The sequence below is a fragment of the Curtobacterium citri genome, assembly GCF_030362955.1.
In the GTDB taxonomy this organism is placed as follows: Bacteria; Actinomycetota; Actinomycetes; order Actinomycetales; family Microbacteriaceae; genus Curtobacterium; species Curtobacterium citri.
On the sequence record NZ_JAUCML010000001.1, the window covers coordinates 177388 to 204387 of the forward strand.

The following is a 27000-nucleotide window of genomic DNA, read 5'->3' on the forward strand; positions in this document are numbered from 1 at the left end:
GGCGGTCACGCTACCCGGACTCGCGCGTGCGAGGATCGAACGCATGTGCACCGTCGTCGTCCGCGTCGACCCAGCGGCCGAGTGGCCCGTCACCGTGCTCGCGCTCCGCGACGAGTCCCCGGAGCGCCCCTGGGACCCGCCGGCGGCCTGGTGGCCCGAGGTCGACCCGACCGTCCGCGGCGTGCGGGACCGGTCGGCGGGCGGCGCCTGGCTCGCCGCGTCCGACGCCGCCGGCCTCGCGGTCGTGCTCAACCGTGCCGAGCCGGTGCCGACGGACGACGGCACCTGGACGACCCGCGGCGTGCTCCCGCTCGACGCGGTGACCGGCACCGTGCCGGGTGCCGACGGGCAGCTGCCGACCACGCGGGCGTTCAACCTGGTCCGTGCCACCGCCGAGGGTGCCGCGGTGGACACCTGGGACGGCACCGAGGTCCGGACGACGGTGCTCGGCCCCGGCGTCCACATGGTCACCCACGGGGCGCCCGACGACCCCGCCGCGCCGCGCATCGGACGGTGGCTCGACGCCTTCCGCGCCGTGCCGGCGCCCGCCGGGCCGCCGGTGCTCGGGCCGTTCGACGAGCTCCGCGCCGCGGACGCGGGGACCGACCCGGGCGACGGGTGGAGCGGCTGGTTCGGGGTGCTCGCCGCGTCCACCGCACTGCCCGCCGACGATCCCGACGCCATCCTCCGCGACGCCGTGGAGCCGGACGGGCACGTCGCCACGCTGTCCGTGGTCGCGGCGGCCGTCGGGCGCGACCGGACCGTGCTGCAGCACGCGCGCCTGGAGCGGCCGGGCCGGCTCGACGGATCGGTGGAGCTGCACCGCGCCTGACCGCTCCCGGGTCCGGGGGCGCCCGTGTCGCCGACGCGTCCGGCGATGCTGTGAGGAGCAGCAGCGCGCGGGCCGTCCGGGACGGGCACGGGCGGCGTACGGTCCCGGACGTGACCCCGAGCACCCCGTCGACCGCCCACCCCCTGGCGGCACGCACCACCCGCGCACCGAACCGCCCACGACCGGTCCGCGCCGTCGTCGCGGCGGCGCTCGCCGCCGTGACCGCGCTCGCGCTCGTCGGCTGCAGCGAGGACTCCTCGGAGGCGGCGCCCAGCCCCACCGCGACCGACCGCGCCTGGGACCACGCGCCCGGTGAGCGGATCGTGGTCATCGGCGACTCGGTGAGCGGCGGTCACGGCCTCACGCCGGAGCAGGCGTGGCCGGCGCTCCTGGCGCGGACGGAGCGGTGGCAGCTGACGAACCTGTCGTGCGACGGTGCGGGCGTGGTCGCCGAGGGCGACGCGGACGAGTGCGCGAGCGCCTACCCGGGGCTCGTCCGCCGTGCGGTGGACCTGCGTCCGCGGGTCGTGTTCGTGCAGGCGAGCTCGAACGACCTCGGAGAGGACGACGCCGAGGTGACGAGCGCCACCGACCAGCTCGTGGCGCTCGTGCACCGCGACCTGCCGCGGGCACGCGTCGTCGGGCTGAGCGCGGTGTGGAACGAGCAGGCGCCGCCGGCGCAGCTCGCGACGATCTCGGCGGCGCTGCACCGCGCGGTCAGGAAGGACGGCGGCACGTACGTCGACATCGGGCAGCCGCTGTCCGGGCACGCCGACTGGATGCAGTCCGACGACGTGCACCCGACCGCGCGGGGGCAGCGAGCTTTCGAGGCAGGGGTGATCGACGCCTTCTCCCGCGACCACCTGCGGTTCTGACGCTCCCGTGGCGGGAGCGAGGCGGGCCTCCCGTCCGGGACCCCGACGTCAGGCGGGCGCGCGCGTGTCCGTGAGGTCCTCGGCGACCGCCCACAGCGAGCGGGCGAGGTCCGCGCTCCGGGCCGAGCGCGGCACCGACACCGTGGTGGTCGGCCCGGTCAGGCCGCCGAACCCGGACGGCCCGTAGTACGCGCCGCCCACCGCCGCGGGACCGACCGCCGCGTAGAGCAGCGGCTCCGCGCCCTGCTCGACCGCCTGCGTGAGCGGGAAGGCCCGGTCGCTCGACCGGACGGGGCGGGACCGGCCGAGCGAGCGGCCGGCGGACTGCAGGTTCGTCCGCGTGTACCCGGGGTGCGCGGCCGTGCTGACGAGCGGCCAGTCCCGTTCGACGGACAGCCGGTGCAGGTGCAGCGCGAGGAGCAGGTCGGCGAGCTTCGACTGGGAGTAGGCGCGCCAGCCGTTGTAGCCGCGCTCCCACTGCGGGTCGGTGAACCGGATGCTGCCGGGGATCGCGGCGAGGCTCGACATCGTCGCCACCCGGGGCGCCGGACCGGTGCCGTCCCGCCCCGCGCGTAGCAGCGTCGGCAGCAGCAGGTTCGTCAGGGCGAGGTGTCCGAGGAAGTTCGTGCCGAACTGCAGCTCGAATCCGTCGGCGGTCTCGAAGCGCTGCGGCGGGGCCATCACGCCGGCGTTGTTCACGAGCACGTCGAGCGGCCGGTCGTCCGCCTCGACGCCGGCGGCGAACCGGCGCACCGACCCGAGGTCGGCGAGGTCGAGCTCGCGCACCTCGACGTCGGCGTCCGGGTGCTCGCGGCGGATGCGGTCCACCGCGGCGTCGCCCTTCGCGGGGGTCCGGACCGCCAGGACGACGCTCGCGCCGGCACCGGCCAGGCGCTTGGCGGTCTCCTCGCCGGTGCCGCTGTTGGCTCCGGTCACGACGATGCGGCGGCCGGTCTGGTCGGGGATGTTCGGCATGCGCGGCACGGTACGCGGTGGGCCTGGCCGGGTGCCTGGTGCTCCGTCGCGCGCCGTGGTAGTTTCATGCGTACGCATTCACTTGGAGGACGCGATGAGCAACGCATTCGGCACCGGCCGCCCCTCGGACGTCCCGCCGCCCGCACCCGACCGGATCGGCCCGGTGCAGCTCGGCCTCGACACCTTCGGCGACGTCACCGAGCGCCCCGACGGCTCCCTCCGGTCCGACGCGCAGGCCATCCGCGACGTCGTCGACCAGGCCGTCCTCGCCGACCAGGTCGGCATCGACTTCATCGGCGTGGGCGAGCACCACCGGGAGGACTTCGTCGTCAGCGCGCCCGAGGTGGTGCTCGCCGCCATCGCGGCCCGAACGTCGACGATCCGGATGGGTTCCGCGGTCACCGTGCTGTCCTCGGACGACCCGGTCCGCGTCTACGAGCGGTTCGCGACGGTCGACGCGCTCTCGAACGGTCGCGCCGAGGTGATCCTCGGCCGGGGCTCCTTCACCGAGTCCTTCCCGCTGTTCGGCTACGACCTGTCCGACTACGAGGTCCTGTTCGAGGAGAAGCTGCAGCTCTGGAACGCGCTCCGCGGCGGGGACGCCGTCACGTGGTGCGGCACGAAGCGCGCCTCGCTCACCGACCAGGACGTCTACCCGAAGCTCGAGCACGGTCCGATCCCGACGTGGATCGGCGTCGGCGGCTCGCCCCAGTCGGTCATCCGCGCGGCCTCGTACGGACTGCCGCTCTTCCTCGCCATCATCGGCGGGCAGCCGGCGCAGTTCGCCCCCTTCTCGCGGCTCTACCGTCAGGCGCTCACGCAGCTCGAGCTCCCGCAGCAGCCCATCGCCATGCACTCGCCCGGCTTCGTCGCCGAGACCGACGAGGAGGCCGCCGAGCGCTACTGGCCGTACCACAAGGCCGTCACCGACCGGCTCGGACGCGAGCGCGGATGGCCGCCCCTCGACACCGCCCAGTACCAGGCCGGGCTCTCCGCCGGCGGTTCGCTGTACGTCGGGTCGCCGGAGACGGTGGCGCGGAAGATCGCGCGCAACATGCGGATCCTCGGGGTCTCGCGCTTCGACATGCGGTACGCGACCGGTCGCTTGCCGCACGAGGACATGATGCGGTCGATCGAGCTCTACGGCACGCGGGTCGCCCCGCGGGTGCGCGAGCTCCTCGCCGAGCCGGTGCCGGTGCCGTAGAGCTGGTGCGTGTGGGGGCGCGCCGGTTCGGCGCGCTCCGGGCACGCTTCGTGTGTCCGGCAACGTCGGTCGCCCGTCGTGGCGCGTCGTCGTCCCGTCGTGACGCGGCCGGGAGGCACGGCTCGCCCCCGCCGCGTCGGCTCACGGGAGCGCCGGGTACGGTCCAGGGCATGTCGCCCCGCTCCAACATCGTCGAACGTCGGTTCCGTGGTCGCATCACGGGCGTCGGGACGACGTCGGGCGTGCGGTTCGTCGTCGGGATGTGGGAGCGTTCGCCGTTCGGTGCGTTCACGGACGTCTTCGTGGAGCAGCCCGACGGGTCGAGCGTCCTGCTCGCACCGGACGAGATCGTCGCCGCGTACGTGTCCGGCACCTACCGGTTCGACACCGTGTCCGTCGTCGACGTCGACGCCCGCCGCACCGCCCGCGGCATCGAGCTCGACGCCGGACCGCTGCGGGCCACGATCGACGTCGGCGCGATCTCGCCGCTCGGTCGGGTCCTGCGCATCGTCCCGAAGCCGGTCGCCCGGGACCCCCGGTGGCTCCGCGCGATCGACCCCGTGGCACGGCTCGTCGCGCCCGGTGCCGGGACCGCCGGCACGGCCGGAGGCGGGCGCCGCGAGTACTACGGCGTGACCGGGGCGCACGACGTGACGGCGGTCACGGGGACGTGGGCGGGGGAGCCGCTCGGGACCCTGGCGCCGCTCGACCCGCCCGTGGCGTTCGGCTTCGCGTCGATGCCGAGGGTGCCGCAGGTCGTCGACGTCGAGACCACGATCCGCGAACCCGCCTCCTGACGGGTCGGGCGCGCGTGCCCTGCGCCCCGCGCCCGATGCTTCCCATCACACCCGCTATGCCTGGTCGATCCGGGCGTCCCTGGTCGTCCTGATCGACCGGGTACGCCCGGTCCCACCGGGTACGCCCGGTCCCGCCGGGCACGTCCCAGCGTCGAGGGGCACACTGGCCGGAACGGAACGCGCCCGGGCAGTGCCCGGCCGGACGTCGAGCACAACGGGGCGCACGACGAACAGGAGCATCATGACCGACACGCAGGCAGACCAGCGCGCAGCCATCTCGGACATCGTCCACGGCGCCCGCACCGCCCTGCTCACGACCGTCAGCGACGACGGTCAGCTGCACGCACGACCCCTGGCCGTGCAGGACAAGGCGTTCAACGGGACGCTCCGCTTCCTCGTGCAGGACGGCAGCGAGAAAGTGGAGGACATCGCCCGCAACCCGCACGTGAACGTCGCCATCGAGTCGCAGGGCGGGTACCTGTCCATCGCCGGGACCGCCACGGTGACGCAGGACGACTCCGTCATCGACGAGCTGTGGTCGCCGTTCGCCGAGGCCTGGTTCCCCGAGGGTCGTCAGGACCCCTCGATCCGACTCCTCACCGTCGAGGGCGACTCGGTCGAGTACTGGACCCAGGACACCGGCCCGGTCGGGAGCCTCGTGCAGACGCTCAAGGCCGCGATCGGCAAGCAGAGCCAGCCAGACACCGGTCGCCACGGCACCGTCGAGCTCTAGCCGGACGCCCCCGTCCGCCCGAGGCGCCCCCACATCGACGACACGCCCCCGGAACCGGGGGCGTCTCGAGGTGTCGGGGGCGTCTCGCGGTGTCCGGAGACCCCGCAGCCGGGGTCAGGGCGGGCCGAGCAGCCAGAGCACGGCGACGAGCACCGGCTGGCCGAGGACCGCGCAGCTCACGAAGGTCCAGCGCATCCAGGGCCGCGCGACGAGCTCAGGGGAGCCGAACAGCGGCGCGAGCGGCATGAGCAGCCGCGGGGTCGAGGCCATCGGCAGCGACACCGCGAAGATGTAGAGCGCGTACGCGGCGGAGTACAGCACCGTCGTCGACCCCAGCCGGAGCGTCGACCGGCGGAGCAGCCACACCGGGTACGCCACGAGCAGGAACACCACGATGAGGATGCCGCCGACGCCGAGCCACCTGCCGGCGAGCAGGAACCACGGGGTCATCGGCGTGAAGTCCACCCGCCCGATGAAGTTCACCCACCACGACATCTCGGTCTCGAGGTAGGCGTCCGGCCGCCCGGTCACGTGCGACGCGATCACCGGCCACGCGACACCCGCGGCGGCCATCACCACACCGGCGGCCACGACCCGGACGCGCTCGGCGACGGGGAACGCGTCGAGCGACCGCACGCCGGTGCCCGCGGCCGCACGTCGGGCGCGCACCCACCGCACGAGCGCGACGACCCCGAGCAGCAGCGGGACGGCGAGCGCACCGGGCCGGGTGAACGCCGCCAGGACCCCGAGCAGCGTCAGCAGGCCGTACCGCCGACGCTCGAGGGCCAGGAGCGCACCGAACGTCAGCGCGAGGAACGTGCTCTCCGCGTACCCGACCTGGAGCAGGAACGAGAGCGGACCGCACGTGAAGAAGAAGACCGCCCACATGCCCGCCGCGTGCCCGGCGCGGTCACTGACCAGCCGGTGCAGCAGGAACGTCGCGACGAGCCCCGCCGCCAGTGCGACGAGCGGTGCGCCGACCTCGAACGGCACGCCCGTCGACGCGGTCAGCGCCCGGATCGTGAACGGGAACGCGGGCAGGAACGCCCACGCGTTCTGCGCGACGTGCCCACCGGCGTCGAGCGGCAGCGAGGTCGGGTACCCGTGCACCGAGATCTGCTCGTAGTACTGCCCGTCCCACGCGGTCAGGAAGGCGCCGAACCCGTGCGCGTTGCCCCAGATGGCGTTGTCCGGCATCGCCCGGCCCATCAGCGGGTACGCGAGCGCGAGCCAGAGCGTCGAGACGATGCGTCCGCCGCCCCAGACGAGCAGCACGGCCGCCCAGGCCGGCAGGCTCGTCGCCACGTCGACGATGCGGCGACGACCGTTCGCGAGCGACCCGGTGACGGCACCGTCGGTCCGGCTCACCGGCCCGCTCCGACGGGCGCAGGGCAGACGGTGGGCACCCCACGAGGGTATCCAGCCCGCCCGGGAATCCGGCGCACCGGCCGGGAGGCGCGCCCACGTTGTGCAGTCCGGAACGGATCCGGCGGGTGGCCGGGCCCCGCCGCGCACCCGCCCCTAGCCTGGAGGTCCCGTCGACCGACCACCGGTCACCGACCCGCGAGGAGCCCCCGTGCCGAAGACCGCCGTCACCACCGAGAACGCCCCGCAGCCCGCCGGCCCGTACAGCCAGGGCATCGTCGCGAACGGCTTCCTGTACACGGCGGGCTTCGGACCGCAGGACCCGGCGACGGGGGCGATGGCGGACGACGTCGCCGGCCAGACCGCCCAGGTGCTGGCGAACGTCGCGGCCGTGCTCGCCGAGCACGGTGCGACCCTCGACGACGTCGTCAAGTCGACCGTCCACCTCGAGCACTCGGACCGGGACTTCCCGGCCTTCAACGAGGAGTACGCGAAGCACTTCTCGCAGCCGTACCCGGTCCGCACGACGGTCCAGTCGCACCTGGCCGGCATCCTCGTGGAGATCGACGTCGTCGCGGTGCTGCCCAGCGCCTCCTGACGCGCAGCGCCTCCTGAGCGGAACCTCACCGACCCCCGGTGCCGCTGCCGGCCGCTCCCGATCCGGAGCGCCGCAGTCCGGTGCCGGGGGTCGCCCCGGTCAGGGCACCGCCGGTGAGCACCGGCACGCCGGCGACCAGGACGTCGTCGACGCCGACCGCCGTCCGCGTCGGGTCCTCGTAGGTCGACCGTGCCGTCACCCGCTGCGGGTCGACCACGGCGAGGTCGGCGACGGCACCCGGTCGCACCACGCCGCGGTCGCCGAGCCGGTACCGCTCGACCGCGGTCGTGGCGAGGTGCCGCTGTCCCTCCGGCCACGACAGCAGTCCGGCGCGGACGAAGTCGCCGAGGTACCGCGCGAAGGTCCCGGCGGCCCGCGGGTGCGGGTGGGTGCCGACGTGGATTCCGTCGGAGCCCGCCGTGTGCCCCGGGTGCCGGAACAGCGGCGCGAGGTCCTCGGGGGTGCGCGGGTGCGGCACACGCATCACGGCGGTCACCTGGAGCGCGGAGGCGACCAGCACGTCGATCGCCAGGTCGACCGGGGTGGTGCCGGTCGCGGCGGCCGCCTCGGCGAGGGTCCGGCCCTGCAGGGCGTGGTGCGCCGGCGACGGGACGTGTGACAGCGTCACCTGCTCGGCCCAGCCGGCACCGAGGTCCGCGCGGCCGAGCACCCGGTCGAGTGCGGCCGTCCGGACCCGGTCGCGTCCGGCGTCGTCGGCGACCGCGCGGGCGAGGTCGTCGGTGCCGGGGCGGGCGAGCGCCGCCGGGAGCAGCAGCATCGACAGGATCGTGCAGCCGCGCGAGTACGGGTAGGCGTCGAAGGACAGGCCGACGCCGTCCGCCGCCAGGTCCGCGAGCGCGCCGAGGGCCGTGTCGACCGGTGCGTGCAGGTGCGAGACGTGCGCGCGGACACCGCTCGTCCGGGCGATGGCCGCGACCTCGTCGAGGCCGACCCGCACGTTCGCCTCGTACCCGCCGCGCATGTGGGTGACGTAGAGCCCGTCGACGGCGGCGACCTCGGCACAGAGCGCCGCGAGCTCCTCGGTGTCGGCGTACAGCCCGGGCACGTAGTCGAGCCCGCTGGCGAGCCCGACCGCACCCTCGTCCAGCCCCCTGCGGACGAGTCCGCGCATCGCCGTGGTCTCGGCGGCCGTCGCCGGGCGGTCCTCGTCGCCCACGACCTCGTGCCGCACGGTGCCGGCCGGCACGAGCGTCGCCACGTTCACCGGGGTCGTACCGTCGTACGTCGCGAGGAGGCCGGCGATCCCGCCGCCGGTGTACCGCGGGTGCGGGCCGTCGATCGCCGCGAAGTACCGGTCCGCCCACGTACCGTCGCCCGGTGCCGGTCCGACCCCGTCCTGGCCGGTGACGATCGTCGTCACGCCCTGCCGCAGCAGCGCCTCCTGCACGTCCGCGTCGAACACCCGCGACCCGGCGTGGGAGTGCGCGTCGACCCCGCCGGGCAGGACGACGCGCTCGCCGCAGTCGAGCCGGTCGGCATCCTCGGGCACCGCGAGCCGGGGGCCGACCGCGAGGATCCGCCCGCCGTCCACGAGCACGTCGGAGCGCACCGGTCCGTCCGCGCCGACGACGGATCCGCCGCGGAGGACGACGGGGCGGCTCATCGCGCCAGTCCGGCGACGAGCCGTTCCGCCCGCGACCGGAGGGCGACGAGGTCGCCCGTGGTCAGGGCGTCGCCGACGAGCGGTGAGCCGAGGCCGACGGCGACCGCGCCGGCGTCGAGGTAGTCGGCGGCGTCGTCGACCCCGATCCCGCCGGTCGGCACGACGTCGACGAAGTCGAGCGGCGCGAGGACCTGGCGGAGGAACGCCGGGCCGCCGAGCTGCGCCGCGGGGAACACCTTGACCGCCCGCGCGCCGAGCCGCCAGGCGTGCACGATCTCGGTCGGCGTCGCCGCGCCCGGGTACCAGCCGAGCCCCCGCTCGTGGGCACGGGCGCCGATCGCCGGGTCGAGGTGCGGGCTCACGGCGAACGTCGCACCGAGGTCGGCGGCCTCGTCGACCTGGCCCGGCTCGAGCACGGTGCCGACGCCGACGGAGACCGCGGCGCCGTGCTGCTGCGCGGCCCAGGCGGTTCCCTCGCGCCACCGCGGGGTGTTGGTCGTGAGCTCGATCGCGCGCACCCCGGCCTCGAGCAGGGTCGCGATGACCGCCTCGACGTGTTCGCCGGTGCCGCCTCGGAGGACCGCGACGGCGGGCCCGGCGGCGTGCCGCGCGCGGTGGTCCGGCCCTGGCGTGCCGGCCGGCGTGGTGGGACGGGTGTCGGTCATGGTGCGCGCTCCTCGGGGTTCGTGCGGGTGCGGGTGCGGGTGCGGGTCGGTCGCGTCTGTGGTCGTCGTCGGCGGTGGTCGTCGTCGGGCTAGCGGTCGACGCGGTCGTGCACGCCCGGGTCGACGCCGGGCCACTCGTGGACGCGCCCGTCGTCGCCGCGCCCGTCCCGCGTGGGTGGGTGGTCGGGGGACCGCCAGTCGCCGTCGACCGTGCAGGCGAGGGCTCCGGCGTCGGCCGCCCGGTCGAGCGCGTCGTCCGGTGTCGCCCCGGTGAGCGTCGCCGCGAGCCAGGCCGCGACGAAGGCGTCGCCGGCCCCGACCGGGTCGACCACCCGCACCGGCGTCGCCGCCCGTCGCGTGGTCCGGCCGTCGACGGCCGCGACCGCCCCGCGCGAGCCGAGCTTCACGACCGCTCGGCCGCCCGCCAGCGCGGCGAGCCGCCGGGCGAGGTCCTCGTCCGTGGCGGGGTCGGGGTCCGTCGCCTGCGGGTCGGCGCCGAGGAGGAGGTGTGCCTCGTCGTCGCCGGCGAAGACCACGGCGGCACGTCGCGCCACGGCGAGGTAGTGCTCGCGTGCGGTGGCCGCGTCGAGCAGCTTCGGGCGGTGGTTCACGTCGAAGGACACCGGGACCCCGGCGGCCTCGGCGCGGTCCAGGACCGAGCGCACCGTCTCCCGCGCGCTGTCGGAGAGCGCGACGGTGATGCCGCTGAGGTGCACGAGGGCCGCCCGCTCGACCATGCCGGCGGGGACGTCGTCGGGGGTGAGTGCGGACCCGGCCGAGTGGCGCCGGTGGTAGGTCACGCGCGTCCGCCCGTCGGCGAGCCGCTCCTTCATCATCAGCCCGGTCGAGCGGTCGGGGTCGACGACGGCGACCACGTCGACACCGGCGCCCCGCACGTCGCGCACGACCCGGTCGCCGGCGGGGTCGGCGCCGACGCGCCCGACCCAGGTGGCCCGGACCCCGGCGCGCGCCACGCCGATCGCGACGTTGCTCTCCGCCCCGCCGGTGCCGATGCGCAGGTGGTCGAGGTCGCCGACCTCGCCGACGCCGGTGCCGGACAGCAGCAGCATCGTCTCGCCGAGCGTCAGCACGCCGGCCGCGGTGTCGCGGGTCACCGGGCGGCTCCGACCGGCGCCGTGCGGGTGAGCGCGAGCCGCGCCGACGACGACCCGAGCGCCACCGAGATCTCGAGCGCGGTCCGGACGACGCGGTCGCCGGCCTCGCGGACGGCCGCTGCCGGGAACCGCGACGCCAGACCGGAGATGCTCATCGCGCCGACCACCTGGTTCGCGTGGTCGAGTACCGGCGCGGCGACGCACCGGATGCCCGGCTCGTTCTCGCGGTCGTCGATGCCGTAGCCGCGGGCGCGGGTCCCGTCGACCTCCCGCACCCAGCGGTCGTCGTCGGTGATCGTCTGCTCGGTCGTCGCCTCGACGGGGACCGCCAGCACCGCACCGAGCAGGTCCGGGTCGCCGAACGCCACGATGGCCTTGCCGGACGCCGTGTTGCGCATCGGCAGTCGGTTCCCGACGCGGGAGCCCATGCGGACCGTGCCGCGGGTCTCGACCTTGTCGACGTACACGATGTCCGTGCCGTCCGGCACCACGAGGTGACAGGTCAGCCCGGTCGCCTCCGCGGTCCGGCGGAGGAACGGCGCGGCCGCGGTGCGGAGGTCGATGCCCTCGAGGTAGCTCTGCCCGAGCAGGAGCGCACCGAGACCGAGCGTGAAGCCGGCGTCCGGCGTGCGGCGGAGCAGGTCGGTCTCGACCATCGGCGCGGTGAGTCGCAGCACGGTCGACTTCGCCGTGCCGAGCGTCGCGGCGAGCTCGCCGAGCGACACCGAGACGGCACCGGTCCGGGTGCGCTCCGCGACGTGGTCGAGCACCCGGAGACCGCGACGCAGCGACAGTGCCGCGTTCCGGGCCGGCGGTTCCTCGGGAGGGGTCGTGCCCGCACGGTGGTCGGTCGCCATCAGAACCACGTCGCGATCGTGTCGGTGACGGTGTCGTCGTCCGCGAGCAGCTGCACCTGCCGCCACTTGTCGAACACCGTGCAGGGGTGCGAGACCCCCAGCACGACGACGTCGCCGGGCGTCAGCCCGGGCGCGGTGTCCGCCAGCGTCAGGTAGCAGTGCTGGTCGTCGAGGCGGGTGACGGTGACCGCCCCCGGAGGCGGGACGACCTGCGGGTCGTGTGCCGTGCCTCCCGGCCGGATCCCGCGCACCACCGGCAGGCCCTCGTCGAAGGAGACGTCGCGCTTGCCGACGGCGACGAGGGCCCGACCCGGTTCGGGGCACGACGTGACTCGGCCCAAGACCTCGATCGCGGGGCGGAGCGAGCCCTCCTCCGGTCGACGGCGGAACGGGGTGCGCTCGGCGTAGAACCCGTCGTCGTGGGTGAGGTACGCACCGGAGCGGAGGAGCACGTCGACGTCGTCCGGCCGGTCCGCGACGGCGTCGACCACGCCGTCGAACCAGGCGCTCCCGCCCATGCTGAAGAGCGCCCGGTCCGCCGCGACGAGCGGACGGAGCTCCACCGCGACCGCGAGCACCTCCGTCACCCAGTCCCGCGCGGTGTCGACGTCGGGCAGCCCGCCCTCGTACCCGGTCACCCCGCGGAGCGTCAGCCCGGCGTCCACGGCCGCCCGGGCGACGGCGCGTGCCTGGTCGGCCGTTCGGACGCCGGTGCGTCCGCCCGGGAAGCCGACCTCGACGAGGACGTGCACGTTGCCGTCGACGTCGCGCTGGGCGCGGGCGGCGGCCTCGACGCCGGCGACCGAGTCGACGTTGCAGAGGACGTCGGCGGTCGGGTCCTCGGTGCGGCGGGAGGCGAGCCACGCGAGGCCGGCCGGGTCGAGGACCTCGTTGGCGACGAGGACGTGGTGTGTCCCGTGTGCCCACGCGACCATCGCCTGCTGCACCGACGCGACGGTGACGCCCCACGCGCCGGCACGCACCTGCCGGTCGGCGAGGGCGGGGGCCATGTGCGTCTTCATGTGCGGCGCGAGCAGCAGGCCGTGCCGATCGGCGTAGGCCTGCACGACGGTCGTGTTGTGCTCCAGCGCGGACTGGCGCAGGGTCATCGCCGGCAGGTGCGCGTGGTCGAGCACGTGACGGCCGACGGCGGGGGCGGCGGGGTCCGGCGCACCCTTCGTCGTGACGGTGCCGGGCACGCGGGTCGCCGTGGTGGGGCGGTCGTCCGCGGGGGTGGTCGTCATCGGTCCTCCTGCGTGGTCGCGGTGGGGCAACGCTCCCGGTGACGGGGTCGGTCGGGCAACGTCGTCCTCCTGGTCATTGTGCGCTGCAGAACGGCGGTCGGCGTCGTGTGCTGCGGGCGCGGGCGGAAACCGAGCGGGCATAGCATTCGACCTGATGATGACGATGACGACGACACGACGACCGGGCAGCACGGCGGTGGCCGTGCTCGTGGCGGGCACCTTCTTCATGGAGCTGCTCGACGGCACCATCCTCGCCACCGCGGCCCCGGCGATGGGCCGCGACCTGGGGGTCGACTCCGCGGCGATCGGCGTCGCCATCACCGCGTACCTCGTCACGCTCGCCGTGTTCATCCCCGTGAGCGGGTGGCTGACCGACCGCATCGGGTCGCGCACCGTGTTCGCCGGGGCCATCGCGCTCTTCACCGTGGCGTCCGCCCTCTGCGCGGCGTCCACCGGGCTCGTCGAGCTGACGCTGTGGCGCGTCCTCCAGGGGCTCGGCGGCGCGCTCATGGTGCCGGTCGGCCGGCTCGTCGTCCTCCGCGGCGCCGGGCGCGAGCAGCTCGTCACCGCGATCGCGATCCTCACCTGGCCCGCGCTCGCCGCGCCGATCATCGCGCCGTTCGTCGGCGGGGTGCTCGTCGACACCCTCAGCTGGCACTGGATCTTCCTCGTCAACATCCCGCTCGGCGTCGTCGCGTTCGTCGCCGCGCTCGTGCTCGTGCCGCAGGAGCGTGCGGCCGAGCGGGTGCCGTTCGACTGGCGCGGGTCGCTCCTGGCGTGCCTCGGCCTCGGGTCCCTGGTCGTGATGGCCTCGCTGCTCGCCCTCGACACGATCCCGCTCGTCGCGGTGATCGTCTCCGGGGTCGTCGGCGCGGTGTGCTGCTGGGCCGCCGTCCGGCACTTCCGCCGCGCGCCGCACCCGATCATGGGGCTCGAGTCCCTGCGGCTCGAGACGTTCCGGGTCTCGCACGCCGGCGGCAGCCTGTTCCGCCTCGCGGTGTCCGCGGTGCCCTTCGTGCTGCCCCTGCTCTTCCAGGACGCCTGGGGGTGGAGCGCCGTGCTCGCCGGTTCCGCCGTGCTCTGGGTGTTCGTCGGCAACCTCGGCATCAAGCCGATGACGACCCCGTTCCTCCGGTGGTTCGGGTACCGGCCGGTCATCGTCGTGTCGAGCGCGGTCGCGGCGCTCAGCGTCGTCGCGATGGTGTTCCTGACCGAGGACACGCCGTTCTGGCTCCTCGCCGTGCTGCTCGTCGTGAGCGGTGCCGCACGGTCCGTCGGTTTCACGGCGTACAACACGATCGCGTTCGCCGACGTCGAGCAGGCGGACATGACCCCCGCGAACACGCTGTCGTCGACCTTGCAGCAGGTCGCGGCGGGGTTCGGGGTCGCCGTCGCAGCCGTGGCCATCCGGGCGGCCTCGGGCCTCGGCGGCTCCGGACCGTACGACGTGGCGTTCTGGGTCATCGTGGTGCTGCTCGTGGTGGCCTGCGTCGAGGGGGTCCTGATGAGCCGGACGGCGGGGGAGACCGTGCGACCGGCGGCCCGGGTGCGGCGCGTCGCCGGCTGACCGGTCGCCCGCGGCCGAGCCGCGCGACGACCGTTCGTGCCGTGGTCACACGCACGAAACCCGCCGTGCGCTACCGTCACAGGAACTGCCCGCGACCGCCGAGTACGGTTGCCGCGGCAGGGTGACCGAGACACCCAGGACGGAAGGCAGCATGGCCGGGCCACAGCAGCAGGGATCGATCGCGGACGACACCGCCGTGGAACCCACCGAGCTGCGCGTCGTCAGCTACAACCTCCGCGAGCACACCGCGAACAGCGAGCTCGCCGCCCTGGCAGAGGCCTCCCAGGCCGACGTCATCTGCGTGCAGGAGTGCGACAGCAACGACCTCGCGCCGAGCGTCGCCGGTCTCTCGCTCGCCGCCTCGACCAAGGCGAACCGCCTCGGACTCGCGATCTACAAGCGCGACGACCGGTTCGAGGTCGAGGACTTCAGCATCCACTCGCTCCAGAAGTCGCTGCACGACCGGGTCCTCGCGCCCGCGCACGAGCGGCTCATCGCGATGCGCCTCCGGGACACCCAGGCGGACACCGAGGTCATCGTCGCGTCGTTCCACGCTTCGCCGCTGACCGCGACGAACTCGCTCCGACGCAAGCAGATCGAGGCGGCGCACCAGTTCGTCCGCGAGCTGTCGGCCGAGGCCCCGGCGATCATGGTCGGCGACTTCAACTACCCGTGGTTCCAGACGAACCTGCGTCGCAAGATCGAGGAGCACGGCTTCGCCCTGTCGCTCTCCGACCAGCCGACGTACCTGCGCTACCGCAAGTTCACGGGCCACTTCGACTTCGCGACGAGCGTCGGGCTGCACATCGCCGGCGTGGAGACGCTCCCGGCGGGCATCTCCGACCACCGCCCGATCCTGGTGCGGGCCCACTACGAGCACGAGGGCGCGACGGGCGCCGTCGCCGTCCCGGAGGCCCCGGCCGCCTGAGTCCCGGTGCCGGGTGCCGGGTGCCGGGCAGACCGGCGTCGACACGCTCGACTGTCCCCGCAAGGTTCCGCAATTCTGGAATCTCCTGACACCTCGTCGACGTTCACGGGACCTCAGCGATGGACGAGCGGCGAGTCGCGGAACCTCGACGACCGACGGCCGGCGAGTCGCGGACCGACGGCAACCGGCAACCGGCAACCGGCGACCGGCCTGCACGCCGACACCCGCACCGACGACGGACGGGAGGCGCGGTGCCAGCCGGCACCGCGCCTCCCGTCCGTCGGCCGGTCGCGTCGCGTCAGCGGCGCAGCGTCGCCCGCGCCAGCCGGTTCCCGACGAACTGCCCGAGCTGCACGATCACCACGATCGCCGCCACCGACACGTAGACGATCCACCAGTCGTACCGCTGCGAGCCGTACACGATCGCGTACTCGCCGAGCCCGCCGCCGCCGATGAGCGCCCCCTGCGCGGTCATGTCGACGATGCCCACGAAGATGAACGTGTAGCCGAGGATGAGCGGCCCCACGCCCTCGGGGATGAGCACCGTCAGCAGGATCGACACCGGGTGCGCACCCGATGCCCGCGCAGCCTCGACCACGCCCGGGTCGACCGCGAGCAGGTTCTGCTCGACGATCCGCGACACCGCGAACGACGCCGCGAGCGAGATCGCGAAGGTCACCGCGGGCACGCCGATCGTGGTCTGGACGGCGACGCGCGACAGCGGCGCGATCGCGGCCAGGAAGATCACGAACGGGATCGGCCGGACGATGTTCACGAGCACGTTGACGATCGTGTACACCGCGCGGTTGCCGAGCAGGTTGCCCGGACGGGTCGCGTACAGGACGAGCCCGAGGGCGAGCCCGATGACGCCCGCGAACACGAGGGACACCAGCGTCATCACGAGGGTGTCGCGGATCGCGGCGAAGAACACGTCGGACGTGTCGATCACGCTCTGGAAGCCGTTCACGCCGCCACCTCCTCGTCGACGGTGACCCGTCCGTCGCGCAGGGCTCCGATCGCCCGGTCCACCGCCGCCGGGTCGTCGGCGGTCAACTCGTAGGTGAGCGAGCCGATGCGCCGCTCGCGGATCTCGCCGACCCCGCCGAAGACGAGCTCGGCGCTGACGCCGGTCGCGCGGAAGGCGGCGTCGATGCGGTTCTGCAGCCCGACCTCGTCGGTGATCTGCACCGTGACGAGCCGTCCGCGGTGGTGCTCGCGCAGCCGGGCGAGCTGCTCGGCGGACGGTCGGTCGTGCAGGGCAGTGCGGACGAACCGCTGCGAGGCGCCCGTCCCCGGGTTGGCGAAGACGTCGTAGACGTCACCGACCTCGACGACGCGGCCCTGCTCCATCACGGCGACCCGGTCGGCGATCTGCCGGACCGCGTCCATCTCGTGCGTGATGACGATGATCGTGACGCCGAGCTCCCGGTTGACGCGGCGCAGGAGCGCGAGGACCTCGGACGTGGTGTCCGGGTCGAGGGCGCTCGTCGCCTCGTCGGCGAGCAGCAGCTCGGGGTTCGACGCGAGCGCGCGGGCGATGCCGACGCGCTGCTTCTGGCCGCCGGACAGCTGCTCCGGGTAGGCGTACGCACGGTCGAGCAGCCCGACGAAGTCCAGGAGCTCGGCCACGCGGCGGTCGCGCTCCTCCTTGCCGACGCCCGCGACCTTGAGCGGGTACGCGACGTTGCCGGCGATCGTGCGCGACCGGAAGAGGTTGAACTGCTGGAAGATCATGCCGATCTTCCGGCGGGCCAGACGGCGGTCCCGCTCGGGGATCGCGGTGAGCTCCTGGCCGCCGACGGTGACGCTGCCCGAGGTGGGCAGCTCCAGGGCGTTGACGAGCCGGACGAGCGTGGACTTGCCGGCGCCGGAGTACCCGATGACGCCGAGGACCTCTCCCTGGTGCACGTCCAGGGAGACGTCCTCGACGGCCACCACGGTCTCGCCGGTGTCGGCGCGGCGGTAGTGCTTCGAGACGCCGCGGAGTTCGACGAGGACCGGCACTACTGCTTGGCCGCCTTCGCGTCCTGCTCGACCTCGGCGAGCTCGCTCTGGAGCTTCGTGGCGCTCTCGTCGCGGGCGACCGCCTCGGGCAGGTCCTTCTTGAAGGCCTGCTGCACGGCGCTGTCCTGGAACAGCTCGGCGAGCTTCAGGTAGGTCTCGTTGTCCTTGTCGGCGTTCCGCACGGCGAAGACGTTGACGTAGGGGGCGGCGCTCGCGCTGGCGGGGTCGTCCTGGAAGATGATGTCGCTCGTCGGCAGCTTCGCAGCGGTGGCGAAGTTGTTGTTCACCACGGCGGCGGCGACGGAGCCCTGCTGCAGGGCGTTCGCGGTCTGCGACGCGTCGAGCGGCTGGACGTCGACCTTCGACGACTCGATGTCGGTCGTGGTCGAGAACGCGGACCCACCGTCCTTGAGCTCGAGGAGCTTCGCGGACTGCAGGATGAGCAGCGCGCGGGCCTGGTTGATCGAGTCGTTCGGGATCGCGACCTTCGCGTTCGCCGGCAGCTCGCTCGTCTTCTCGTACTTCGTCGCGTAGAGGGGCAGCGGGTAGACGGCCGTCGAGCCGATCGGCTGCAGGTCGTCGTCCGAGGTGACGTTGTAGTCCGCCAGGTACTGGATGTGCTGGAACTGGTTGATGTCCAGCTGGCCGTCCTTGAGCGCCGGGTTCGGCAGCGAGTAGTCGGAGAAGTTCGTGAGCTTCACCGTGACGCCGAGCTCGTCCTTCGCCAGCTTCGTGTACGTGCTCCAGTAGCCGAGCGACTTGTCGGCGACCCCGATCGTCACGGTCTCCTGCGTGCCACTGCCGGCGGCGCTCCCACCGGACCCGCCCGAGCGGACGGCGGCCACGACGACGGCGACGACGATCGCCACGACGACCACCGCCGCGGCGATGATCCAGCCGACGGGGCGCTTGCCCTTCGGCTTCTGGGGCAGGACGGGTGCTGCGGACATGGGTGCTCCTCGTGGGCCGTGCTGTGGGGTCGCGGTGGTCCGCGGCCTGTCATCGAGTGTGTCGGGCGTCGGCCCCGGGCGACGAGTCCGTTCCGCCGTGTTACATCACGGCGGGTTCTCCACAGCCGCTGACGGGGAAGGTCCGGACGCAGCACGGCTTGGTTGACTCGGACCGTGCGCAGCATCGAACTCGTCCTCGACCCCGACTCCGACGACGCCGTGCGCGCCGCGTGGCAGGCCCTCACCGCGGCGGACCTGCCGAGCCTCGGGCGTTCCGGGACGAACAGTCCGCACGTGACCCTCGCGGCCGGGGACGACCTGCCCGTGCCCGAGGGGTTCGACGTGCCGGTCCCGACGACCCTGCGGCTGGGCGGCGTGCTGCTGTTCCCTGCCGGCCCGGACCGGTCGGTGCTCGTGCGCGCGGTGGTCGTCGACCCGGCGCTCGCCGCGTTCCACGCCGCGGTGCACCGCGGTGCGCCGGGCGCGGTCGAGACGTCCCTGCCCGGAGCGTGGTCGCCGCACCTCACGTTCGCGCGGCGGGTGCGCGACGTCGACCTGCCCGCGGCGGTCGCCGCGCTCCGGTCCGCGCCGCTGCCGGAGACCCTGGCGGTCGGCGGGGTGCGCCACTGGGACGGGGAGACGAAGACCGTCACGCCCGTCGCGTGAGCGGCGTCGGCCGGGAGGCCCGGCTCAGGTCCGCAGGACCCGCTCGCCGAACGCGGACGCGAACGTCCGGTCCGGGTCGGCCGCCGCGACGAGCCGGCGGAAGTCCGGCAGCCGCGGCCAGAGCGCCTCGACCGCGTCGGCGTCGAGCGAGCTCATCTTGCCCCAGTGCGGGCGCCCGCCGAACGGGGCGAGCCGTGCCTCCAGGTCGGGCAGCAGCGCCGCGACCGCGTCCGGGTGCTTCTTCCACGTGAACGCGATGCACAGCACGTCCTCGCCCTGCGTCGGGCTGAGCCACGCCGGGTCCGCGGCCATCGTCCGGAGCTCCGAGACGTGCAGGTGCGGCTGGATCCGGTCGGCGAGCCCGCGGACGGCTTCGAGCGCCGCGGCCGCGTGCCGCAGGGGGACGAAGTGCTCGCTCTGCACCTCGGACCCGACGCTCGGCACCGAGTCGATGGGGAAGTGCGGCAGCCGGTCCCACCAGGGGCCCACCGAGCCGTCCCGTGCGGTGTGGTGTCCGTCCGCGGGGCGCCCGGGCAACCGGGGTGCGCCGAGCAGGGCGTCGGGGACGGCGACGTCCTCGGTGCCGTCGGGGACGCGGGACTTCAGCAGGACCTCGCTGACCTCGTCCCCGAAGACGGTGTACGAGCAGACCGAGTAGGCGGCGGCGTGCACGTCGGCGACGTTCGCGACGAACCGCTCCCAGGGGATCGGGCCGTAGGTGTCCTGGCGCATCCGGTAGGCGGGTTCGACGTCCACCTCGACGCGGGTGACGATGCCGAGCAGCCCGAGGTGCAGGACGGCACCGTCGAAGCCCTCGTCGCCGCGCGCGACGGTGCGTCGCTCACCGTCGCCCCCGAGCACCTCCAGGGACCGCACCGCCGTGCTGAGCGACCCGAGCCGCGTGCCGGAACCGTGCGTCCCGGTGGCGATCGCGCCGCCGAGCGAGATGTGCGGGAGCGAACCCGTGTTGTGCAGGGCGACCCCGGCGGCGTCCAGGTCGGGCGCGACGACGCCGTACCGGGTGCCGGCGCCCATCGTCGCGGTGCCGGCGGCGGTGTCGACCACGAGGTCGGTGGGGATGCCGGTCAGGTCGAGCAGCACGCCGGTGGTGTCGGCGACGTCGTTGAACGAGTGCCGGGTGCCGAGGCCGTGCACCCTGCGGGATCGCGCGACGAGCTCCGCGGCCTCGTCGACGGTGCGCGGTCGTACGACCCGTTCCGCCGAGTAGGTGACCGTACCGGACCAGTTCAGCTCAGGCATCGTCGACTGCATGCGGCCCACGATGCCACGTCGTCGACGACGGGGCACCGTGGGCCGCGCGTGGTCGGGCTGTGCCGGTGCGCAGCCCTGCTCGTGGTCTCAGTGCATCGCGGGAGCGCCGGCGGGCGCGCCCTCGGGCGTCGCCGGGCGGCGCACCAGCGACGAGGTCAGGATGCCGAACAGCGAGATGACGGCGCCCACCAGGAACGCGGTCTGCACGCCGGAGGCTGTCGCCGCCGTGACCCCGGCCGCGTCGGCGTCCGCTCCGGCCGTCGCCGCACCGACGGTGAGGAGTGTGACGAACAGCGCGGTCCCGGCCGCGCCGGCGAGCTGCTGGGTGGTGCCGAGCACCGCGCTGCCGTGCGAGTACAGGCGGGGCGGCAGGCCGCCGAGCGCGGCGGTGAACAGCGGCGTGAAGGTCAGCGCGAGGCCGATGCTCAGCACGACGTGGGCGCCGAGGACGAACCACACGCTCGTGTCCGTGCCGACGGTGGAGAGTGCCCAGAGCACCGCGCTGATGATGATCGAGCCCGGGACGAGCAGGACCCGCGGGCCGCGGCGGTCGTAGATCCGGCCGACGACGGGGGAGAGCAGCCCCATGATCAGACCGCCCGGCAGCAGCAGGAGTCCGACCTGCAGTACCTCGAGCCCGAGCACGCGCTCGAGGTAGATCGGCAGCAGGATGAGCGTGCCGAACATCGCCATGAAGCTCAGGCCCATCGCCACGATCGGCACCGTGAAGCCCTTGGTGCGGAAGGTGCGGAGGTCGAGCAGGGCGCTGTCGGTGCGCTGCAGGCGCGTCTGGCGCAGGACGAAGACCGCCAGCGCGGCGAAGCCGACGACGAGCGCCAGGACCGGCACGAGCGGCCCGGTCGACCCGGCCTCGCCGAAGCTGGACAGGCCGAAGACGATCCCGCCGAACGCGACGGCGGACAGCACGACGGACAGGACGTCGAGCGGCGCGCGCCGCGGCGTCGTGACGTTGCGGACCTTCAGGGCACCGAGCAGCAGCGCCGCGACGGCGATCGGCAGGACGAAGCCGAACAGCCACCGCCACGAGAATGCGTTGAGGATCAGGCCGGAGATCGTCGGACCGATGGCCGGCGCCACCGAGATGACGATCGAGATGTTGCCCATGATGCGGCCGCGGTGGGCGGGCTCGACGAGGTTGAGCACGGTCGTCATGAGGAGCGGCATCATGATCGCGGTGCCGCTGGCCTGCACGATCCGGCCGACCAGGAGCATGCCGAACCCGGGGGCCAGGAGCGCGACGAGCGTGCCGGCCGAGAAGAGGGCCATGGCCGCGATGAAGACCTGCCGCGTGCTGAAGCGCTGCAGCAGGAAGCCGGTCACGGGGATGACGACCGCCATCGTCAGCAGGAAGCCCGTCGTGAGCCACTGGCCGGTGGCGGCCGAGATGCCGAGGTCCTCCATCAGGCGCGGCAGGGCCACACCCATGATCGTCTCGTTGAGGATGACGACGAACGCCGAGACGAGCAGCAGCCCGATCACGAGTCGGGTCTCGCCGGCGGAGGGCTGCGAGACGCTCCCCGTGCGGGGTGCGGAATCGACGGCCTGGGTCATGCGGGGCTCCTGGTGGATCGGGGTGCAGCTGACGAGGGGCGCGCGTGGCGCAGACAGGGCAACCACCTGAACGGATGCGAGTATTCCGCTTCCGGGTGTCGGGTTCGTGGACGCCCGTCAGCGCAGGATCGCGAACCCGTCGCCGTCCCCGTGCGGGACGACGCTCCGCAGGGCGACGTCGGTGACCTCGGCGGACGGCGGCCCGGTGCGGAGGAACGCCATGAGGGCGTCGACCGCCTCGGATGGACCTTCTGCCTCGACCTCGACGGTCCCGTCGAACAGGTTCCTCGCGTAGCCGACGAGCTCGAGCCCGTCCGCCTTCCGGGCCGTCCAGTACCGGAACCCGACCCCCTGGACCGATCCCGACACCACGGCGTGCACCCTCGTCACCGTCGTCATGTCGCTGATGCTAGGCGTGCTGCTGTCCCCGGAGTTTGCCGTCCTGTTTCGTCCTCGTGAAACCGGTGATAGTGTCGCAGCAACCCGAACACTTCGGGTCAGCATGACCTGAACACGGGACGAGCTCCGCATGACGACCACCACCGACGCGCACGCCGACGACGGCGCCACCGCCGGGATCCGCGTCGCGGTCTCCACCGTGATCGTCGCCCTCCGCCCGCACCCCGACACCGGCGAGCCCGCGCTCTGGATGCCGCTCGTCCGCCGCGTCGCGGAGCCGTTCGACGGGTCGTGGGCGCTCCCGGGCGGCTGGGTGCGACCGGACGAGGGCCTCGAGGACAGCGCGGCGGCACGCCTCCGGGAGACCACGAACGTCCAGCCGCGCTACCTCGAGCAGCTCTACGCCTTCGGCGACGTCGACCGGTCGCCGTCGCGCGTCGTGTCCGTCGTGTACTGGGCCCTCGTGCACCCGGACGAGGCCGACTCGGTGCCCGACGACTGGAACGTGCGCTGGTTCCTCGCCGACGAGCACCCGCCCCTCGCCTTCGACCACGACCGCATCGTCGCGTACGCCCTGTGGCGCCTGCGCAACAAGGTGTCGTACTCGCGGATCGCCCAGGCGTTCCTCGGCGACCGCTTCACCCTGGCCGAGCTCCGCGGCGTGTACGAGGCGGTGCTCGGGCGCACGCTCGACCCGGCGAACTTCCGGCGGCAGGTCGCTCAGGGCGACGCCGTGCTGCCCACCGACGAGACGACGAGCGGCGGTCGGCACCGACCCGCACGGCTCTACCGCTCGAACCCCGACCTGGCGTACGCCGACAACGGTCCGCTGACGACCCCGCTCCCCGCGGGTTCCCCGACCCGATAGGAACCACCGTGTCCATCGCGACCACCATCGACCGCATCTCGAACGGCCGGGCCGCCGGCAGCACCTGCACGCCCGACCTCGCGATGCCGACCTGGGACGTCGACGCCCGGCCCGGCTACGGCCCGGGCTCGTCGATGTCCGACGTCATCCCGACCACCGCGCCCCGCCAGGGCGTCATCCCCGACGAGTACCGCCGGGCGAGCGACGAGGAGCTGCACGAGCGGATCGAGCGGGCGAAGGCGACGCTCGGCGACCGGGTCGTCGTGCTCGGGCACTTCTACCAGCGCGACGAGGTGGTGCGGCACGCCGACTTCCTCGGCGACTCCTTCCAGCTCGCGAACGCGGCCCTGACGAAGCCCGACGCCGAGGCCATCGTGTTCTGCGGCGTCCACTTCATGGCGGAGACGGCCGACATCCTCGCGCGCGACGACCAGCGGGTCGTGCTGCCGAACCTCGCCGCGGGCTGCTCGATGGCCGACATGGCCGACATCGACAGCGTCGAGGCCGCGTGGGCCGAGCTCACCGCGCTCTACGGCACGGAACCCGACGCCGACGGACGCGTCCCCGTCGTCCCGGTGACGTACATGAACTCCGCTGCCGACCTCAAGGCGTTCTGCGGGCGGAACGGCGGCATCGTGTGCACGTCGTCGAACGCGGCCACCGTGCTCGAGTGGGCGTTCGAGCGGGGCCAGCGGGTCCTCTTCTTCCCCGACCAGCACCTCGGCCGGAACACCGCCAAGGCCATGGGGATCAGCACCGACCGGATGCCGATGTGGAACCCGCGCCTGCCCGGGGGTGGGAACGAGGCCGCCGGGCTGCTCGACGCGCAGGTGATCCTCTGGCACGGCTTCTGCTCGGTCCACCGCCGCTTCACCGTCGACCAGATCGAGCAGGCGCGGCGCGAGCACCCGGGCGTCCGGGTCGTCGTGCACCCGGAGTGCCCGATGGCCGTCGTCGACGCGGCAGACGTCGCCGGCAGCACCGACCTGATCCGGAAGACCGTCGCCGCGGCCACCGAGCCGACGACCTTCGCGATCGGCACCGAGGTCAACATGGTGAACCGGCTCGCGGCCGAGTTCCCGCAGCACACGATCTTCTGCCTCGACCCCGTCGTGTGCCCGTGCTCGACGATGTACCGCATCCACCCGGGCTACCTCGCCTGGGTGCTCGAGGGGCTCGTGCGGGGCGAGGTCCTCAACGAGATCGTCGTGCCGGCCGACGTGCAGGCGGACGCCCGGGTGGCGCTCGAACGCATGCTCGCCGCGAAGCCGCGCGGCTAGGGCCACCGTGCACGTCGTCATCGTCGGGTCCGGCATCGCCGGGCTCACCGCCGCGATCCGCGCGAGCGTCCGCCACGACGTCACCGTGGTGACGAAGGGCCTGCTCGCGGACGGTGCGACCCGGTACGCGCAGGGCGGGGTCGCCGTCGCCCTCGGGGCCGACGACTCGGTCGCGCTGCACGCCGCGGACACGCACGTCGCGGCCGCCGCCTCGGCGGACCGGCGCGCGGTCGACGTCCTGTGCGCCGACGGTCCGGCGCGGGTCCGCGACCTGCTGTCCCTCGGCGTGCCGTTCGACCGCACGGACGACCCCGCGAGCCTGGACCGCCACGGCGACGACCTGGCCCGCGGACGCGAGGCGGCGCACGGGCGCTGGCGCGTCGTGCACGCCGACGGCGACGCCACCGGGGCGGCGATCGAACGGACGCTCGTCGCCGCGCTGCACCGGCAGCACGTCACCGTCCTCGAGCGCACGTGCCTGACCGACCTGGTCGTCCGTGACGGAGCGGTCGTCGGGGTCGACGTCCTCGACCTGTTCGGCGAACCGCAGCGCATCGCCGCCGACGCCGTCGTGGTGGCGTCCGGGGGAGCGGGGCACCTGTACCGCGAGACGACGAACCCGCTCGTCGCGACCGGGGACGGCACGGCCGCGGCCTGGCGTGCCGGTGCGCTCGTCGCGGACCTCGAGTTCGTGCAGTTCCACCCGACGCGCCTCGCGGTGCCGGGCGGTGGGCTCGTGTCCGAGGCGGTCCGCGGCGAGGGTGCCGTGCTCCGCGATGCGAGCGGCCGACGGTTCATGACCGCGGTGCACCCCGACGCCGAGCTCGCCCCGCGGGACGTCGTCGCCCGCGGGATCGCGGCCGCCGTGCGCGACCAGGGCGGCGTGCCCGTGTTCCTCGACGCCACCGGGATCGACGCCGACCACCTGGTCGCGCGCTTCCCGGGCCTCACACGCGCCGTCCGGGAAGCGGGCTGGGACTGGACGCGGGAGGGCGTCCCGGTCGCGCCGGCCGCGCACTACGCCATGGGCGGGATCGTGACCGACGCCGAGGGGCGGACGAGCCTGCCCGGGCTCCTCGCCGTCGGGGAGGCCGCGTGCACCGGCGTCCACGGCGCCAACCGGCTCGCGTCGAACTCCCTGCTCGAGGGACTGGTCTTCGGCGTCCGAGCGGCGGACGCGCTCGGCGCACCGCGTCCGGCCCGCCTGCGCCTGCGCGGTGACGCGGCGCTGCCCGTGCAGCGGGTGCAGGTCGACGCGACGGACGGGGCGGGCGTGCCCCGTGCCTCCCGTCCGGCACACCGTCTGCCGGGAGGCGCGGCGCGCGGCACCGACGACACCGACGTCCGCCGGGTGGTCCAGACCGAGATGACGGAGCGGGTCGGCCTGCTCCGTGACGCCGCGGGACTGGCGACCGCGCGACGCGCGCTCGAGGCGCTCGTCGCGCCCGCTCCGCGCACCGTCCGCGACCACGAGGACCGGGCGCTGCTCGACCTGGCGCGGCTCACGGCCCTGGCCGCCGAGGCACGAGCCGAGTCGCGCGGGGCGCACGCCCGCACCGACCACCCCGACACCGACCCGTCGGCGCCGATCAGCACCGCCTGGGTCCGGGCGCAGCGCCCGGGCGGGCGGGCGCGACGGGCCGCCACCACCACGACCACCCCGCAGGGAGTCCCCGCATGACCAGCACCGCACCCGACACCGTCTCGGCGACCGTCACCACCACCGACCCCGGGACCGTCCCGCCGCACGCCCTGCGCCGGGTCATCGAGACGGCGCTCGAGGAGGACGCGCCCTGGGGTGACGTCACCAGCGAGACGCTCATCCCGGCCGATGCCACCTCGACCGCGGTGCTCGCGGCACGGGAGCCCGGCGTGCTGTCCGGCGGCGGGGTGTTCGCGGCGGTCGTCCAGGCTGTCGACCCGACGGTCCGGACGGAGCTGCACGTCGCCGACGGCACGGCGTTCGCCGCAGGTCAGGTCCTGGCGACGGTGCACGGCTCGGCGCGCTCCGTGCTCCGCGCGGAACGGGTGGCGCTCAACCTCGTCCAGCGACTGTCCGGGATCGCGACCGTGACCGCGCGCCACGTCGACGCCGTGGCCGGCACGGGCGTGCGCATCGCCGACACCCGGAAGACCACGCCGGGGCTCCGCGCCCTGGAACGCTACGCGGTACGGTGCGGCGGTGGGCACAACCACCGGAACTCGCTGTCCGACGCGGTGCTCGCCAAGGACAACCACCTGGCGGTCCTGCTCGCGGGCGGGACGGCGATCGGCGATGCGATCACCGAGGCCCGACGCCGGCTCGGGCACACTGTGCACCTCGAGGTCGAGGTCGACCGGCTCGACCAGGTCGAGGCAGTGGTCGCCGCCGGCGTCGACACGATCATGCTCGACAACTTCACGCCGGAGCAGCTGGTCGAGGGCGTGCGGCTCGTGGCCGGGCGGGCGCTCGTCGAGGCCTCGGGCGGGGTGTCGCTCGAGACCGTGGGGCGCATCGCCCGGACCGGCGTCGACGTCGTCTCCGTCGGGGCGCTGACGCACTCGGCACGGGCGCTCGACCTCGGGCTCGACGTCCGGGTGGACGCCGCTGCCCCCGTCGACCCCGCCTGA

26 protein-coding genes are annotated in these 27000 nt (G+C 74.1%); 13 read left to right on the forward strand and 13 right to left on the reverse strand.

What is annotated here, in order from left to right; genetic code table 11:
• Window positions 1-43 precede the first annotated feature (43 nt).
• Window positions 44-832 (forward strand): NRDE family protein, encoded by a 789-nt coding sequence (locus QUG92_RS00840; protein ID WP_182047938.1) that lies wholly within the window; start codon window positions 44-46, stop codon window positions 830-832.
• A gap of 110 nt (window positions 833-942) precedes the next feature.
• Entirely contained in the window at window positions 943-1707 is a 765-nt protein-coding gene (locus tag QUG92_RS00845; RefSeq protein WP_289457262.1) for an SGNH/GDSL hydrolase family protein, read from the forward strand.
• Between the two features lie 48 nt (window positions 1708-1755).
• On the opposite strand, the gene QUG92_RS00850 is transcribed toward QUG92_RS00845, so the two are convergent.
• Complete coding sequence (locus QUG92_RS00850; RefSeq protein ID WP_289457263.1) at window positions 1756-2682, reverse strand: SDR family oxidoreductase; 927 nt, start codon at window positions 2680-2682, stop codon at window positions 1756-1758.
• 94 nt (window positions 2683-2776) lie between these two features.
• Between QUG92_RS00850 and QUG92_RS00855 the strand changes: the two genes are divergently transcribed.
• From QUG92_RS00855 to QUG92_RS00865, 3 genes are all read left to right on the forward strand, one after another.
• The gene (locus tag QUG92_RS00855) at window positions 2777-3886 is read left to right on the forward strand and encodes an LLM class flavin-dependent oxidoreductase (RefSeq protein ID WP_289457264.1); all 1110 of its coding nucleotides are present in this window, start codon (window positions 2777-2779) and stop codon (window positions 3884-3886) included.
• A 170-nt stretch (window positions 3887-4056) separates the two neighbouring features.
• Window positions 4057-4683 carry a hypothetical protein gene (locus QUG92_RS00860; RefSeq protein ID WP_069713360.1) on the forward strand — a complete coding sequence of 209 codons (627 nt, stop codon included), beginning with the start codon at window positions 4057-4059 and terminating at the stop codon, window positions 4681-4683.
• 241 nt (window positions 4684-4924) lie between these two features.
• Window positions 4925-5416, forward strand: coding sequence for a pyridoxamine 5'-phosphate oxidase family protein (locus QUG92_RS00865; protein ID WP_069713358.1), 492 nt, complete (start codon window positions 4925-4927; stop codon window positions 5414-5416).
• A gap of 114 nt (window positions 5417-5530) precedes the next feature.
• Here the strand turns inward: QUG92_RS00865 and QUG92_RS00870 are convergent, their stop codons facing one another.
• Entirely contained in the window at window positions 5531-6784 is a 1254-nt protein-coding gene (locus QUG92_RS00870; protein ID WP_289457266.1) for a hypothetical protein, read from the reverse strand.
• A 208-nt stretch (window positions 6785-6992) separates the two neighbouring features.
• On the opposite strand from QUG92_RS00870, the gene QUG92_RS00875 reads away from it, so the two are divergent.
• Complete coding sequence (locus tag QUG92_RS00875) at window positions 6993-7379, forward strand: RidA family protein (protein WP_069713357.1); 387 nt, start codon at window positions 6993-6995, stop codon at window positions 7377-7379.
• 25 nt (window positions 7380-7404) lie between these two features.
• Here QUG92_RS00875 and QUG92_RS00880 read toward each other — a convergent pair whose 3' ends face one another.
• The 5 genes from QUG92_RS00880 to QUG92_RS00900 form a co-directional block, all read right to left on the reverse strand.
• Window positions 7405-9003, reverse strand: a complete 1599-nt coding sequence (locus QUG92_RS00880; RefSeq protein WP_289457268.1) for an N-acyl-D-amino-acid deacylase family protein — start codon at window positions 9001-9003, stop codon at window positions 7405-7407.
• Window positions 9000-9668: a bifunctional 4-hydroxy-2-oxoglutarate aldolase/2-dehydro-3-deoxy-phosphogluconate aldolase gene (locus QUG92_RS00885; protein ID WP_289457270.1), complete on the reverse strand. Its 669-nt coding sequence runs from the start codon at window positions 9666-9668 to the stop codon at window positions 9000-9002. The genes QUG92_RS00880 and QUG92_RS00885 overlap by 4 nt, the downstream gene beginning before the upstream one ends.
• A gap of 89 nt (window positions 9669-9757) precedes the next feature.
• Window positions 9758-10783 (reverse strand): sugar kinase, encoded by a 1026-nt coding sequence (locus tag QUG92_RS00890; RefSeq protein ID WP_289457271.1) that lies wholly within the window; start codon window positions 10781-10783, stop codon window positions 9758-9760.
• Complete coding sequence (locus QUG92_RS00895) at window positions 10780-11640, reverse strand: IclR family transcriptional regulator (protein ID WP_069713353.1); 861 nt, start codon at window positions 11638-11640, stop codon at window positions 10780-10782. The genes QUG92_RS00890 and QUG92_RS00895 overlap by 4 nt, the downstream gene beginning before the upstream one ends.
• Window positions 11640-12884 carry an alanine racemase gene (locus QUG92_RS00900; protein ID WP_289457273.1) on the reverse strand — a complete coding sequence of 415 codons (1245 nt, stop codon included), beginning with the start codon at window positions 12882-12884 and terminating at the stop codon, window positions 11640-11642. The genes QUG92_RS00895 and QUG92_RS00900 overlap by 1 nt, the downstream gene beginning before the upstream one ends.
• A 154-nt stretch (window positions 12885-13038) precedes the next feature.
• Here QUG92_RS00900 and QUG92_RS00905 point away from each other — a divergent pair, with 154 nt between their 5' ends.
• The gene (locus tag QUG92_RS00905; protein WP_289457274.1) at window positions 13039-14451 is read left to right on the forward strand and encodes an MFS transporter; all 1413 of its coding nucleotides are present in this window, start codon (window positions 13039-13041) and stop codon (window positions 14449-14451) included.
• A gap of 151 nt (window positions 14452-14602) precedes the next feature.
• Entirely contained in the window at window positions 14603-15379 is a 777-nt protein-coding gene (locus QUG92_RS00910; protein ID WP_083264011.1) for an endonuclease/exonuclease/phosphatase family protein, read from the forward strand.
• 298 nt (window positions 15380-15677) lie between these two features.
• On the opposite strand, the gene QUG92_RS00915 is transcribed toward QUG92_RS00910, so the two are convergent.
• The 3 genes from QUG92_RS00915 to QUG92_RS00925 form a co-directional block, all read right to left on the reverse strand.
• Window positions 15678-16277, reverse strand: a complete 600-nt coding sequence (locus QUG92_RS00915; protein ID WP_083263845.1) for a methionine ABC transporter permease — start codon at window positions 16275-16277, stop codon at window positions 15678-15680.
• Between the two features lie 65 nt (window positions 16278-16342).
• On the reverse strand, window positions 16343-17383 hold the full coding sequence (locus QUG92_RS00920; protein WP_289457276.1) for a methionine ABC transporter ATP-binding protein: 1041 nt from the start codon (window positions 17381-17383) through the stop codon (window positions 16343-16345).
• Window positions 17383-18333: a MetQ/NlpA family ABC transporter substrate-binding protein gene (locus QUG92_RS00925; protein WP_289457277.1), complete on the reverse strand. Its 951-nt coding sequence runs from the start codon at window positions 18331-18333 to the stop codon at window positions 17383-17385. Before QUG92_RS00925 ends, QUG92_RS00920 begins: the two co-directional genes overlap by 1 nt.
• A 174-nt stretch (window positions 18334-18507) precedes the next feature.
• Between QUG92_RS00925 and QUG92_RS00930 the strand changes: the two genes are divergently transcribed.
• Entirely contained in the window at window positions 18508-18999 is a 492-nt protein-coding gene (locus QUG92_RS00930; protein WP_289457278.1) for a 2'-5' RNA ligase family protein, read from the forward strand.
• 24 nt (window positions 19000-19023) lie between these two features.
• Here the strand turns inward: QUG92_RS00930 and QUG92_RS00935 are convergent, their stop codons facing one another.
• From QUG92_RS00935 to QUG92_RS00945, 3 genes are all read right to left on the reverse strand, one after another.
• Window positions 19024-20271: an FAD-binding protein gene (locus tag QUG92_RS00935; protein WP_289457279.1), complete on the reverse strand. Its 1248-nt coding sequence runs from the start codon at window positions 20269-20271 to the stop codon at window positions 19024-19026.
• 87 nt (window positions 20272-20358) lie between these two features.
• Complete coding sequence (locus QUG92_RS00940) at window positions 20359-21843, reverse strand: MDR family MFS transporter (RefSeq protein ID WP_289457281.1); 1485 nt, start codon at window positions 21841-21843, stop codon at window positions 20359-20361.
• A 117-nt stretch (window positions 21844-21960) separates the two neighbouring features.
• Window positions 21961-22242 carry an acylphosphatase gene (locus QUG92_RS00945; protein WP_182047772.1) on the reverse strand — a complete coding sequence of 94 codons (282 nt, stop codon included), beginning with the start codon at window positions 22240-22242 and terminating at the stop codon, window positions 21961-21963.
• 130 nt (window positions 22243-22372) lie between these two features.
• Between QUG92_RS00945 and QUG92_RS00950 the strand changes: the two genes are divergently transcribed.
• The 4 genes from QUG92_RS00950 to nadC are packed head-to-tail and all read left to right on the forward strand — an operon-like array spanning window position 22373 to window position 27000.
• Window positions 22373-23110, forward strand: a complete 738-nt coding sequence (locus tag QUG92_RS00950) for an NUDIX hydrolase (protein ID WP_289457285.1) — start codon at window positions 22373-22375, stop codon at window positions 23108-23110.
• A gap of 8 nt (window positions 23111-23118) precedes the next feature.
• Window positions 23119-24390: a quinolinate synthase NadA gene (gene nadA, locus QUG92_RS00955; RefSeq protein WP_289457286.1), complete on the forward strand. Its 1272-nt coding sequence runs from the start codon at window positions 23119-23121 to the stop codon at window positions 24388-24390.
• A gap of 7 nt (window positions 24391-24397) precedes the next feature.
• Window positions 24398-26071 (forward strand): L-aspartate oxidase, encoded by a 1674-nt coding sequence (locus tag QUG92_RS00960; RefSeq protein ID WP_289457289.1) that lies wholly within the window; start codon window positions 24398-24400, stop codon window positions 26069-26071.
• Window positions 26068-27000, forward strand: coding sequence for a carboxylating nicotinate-nucleotide diphosphorylase (gene nadC / locus QUG92_RS00965; protein ID WP_289457292.1), 933 nt, complete (start codon window positions 26068-26070; stop codon window positions 26998-27000). The genes QUG92_RS00960 and nadC overlap by 4 nt, the downstream gene beginning before the upstream one ends.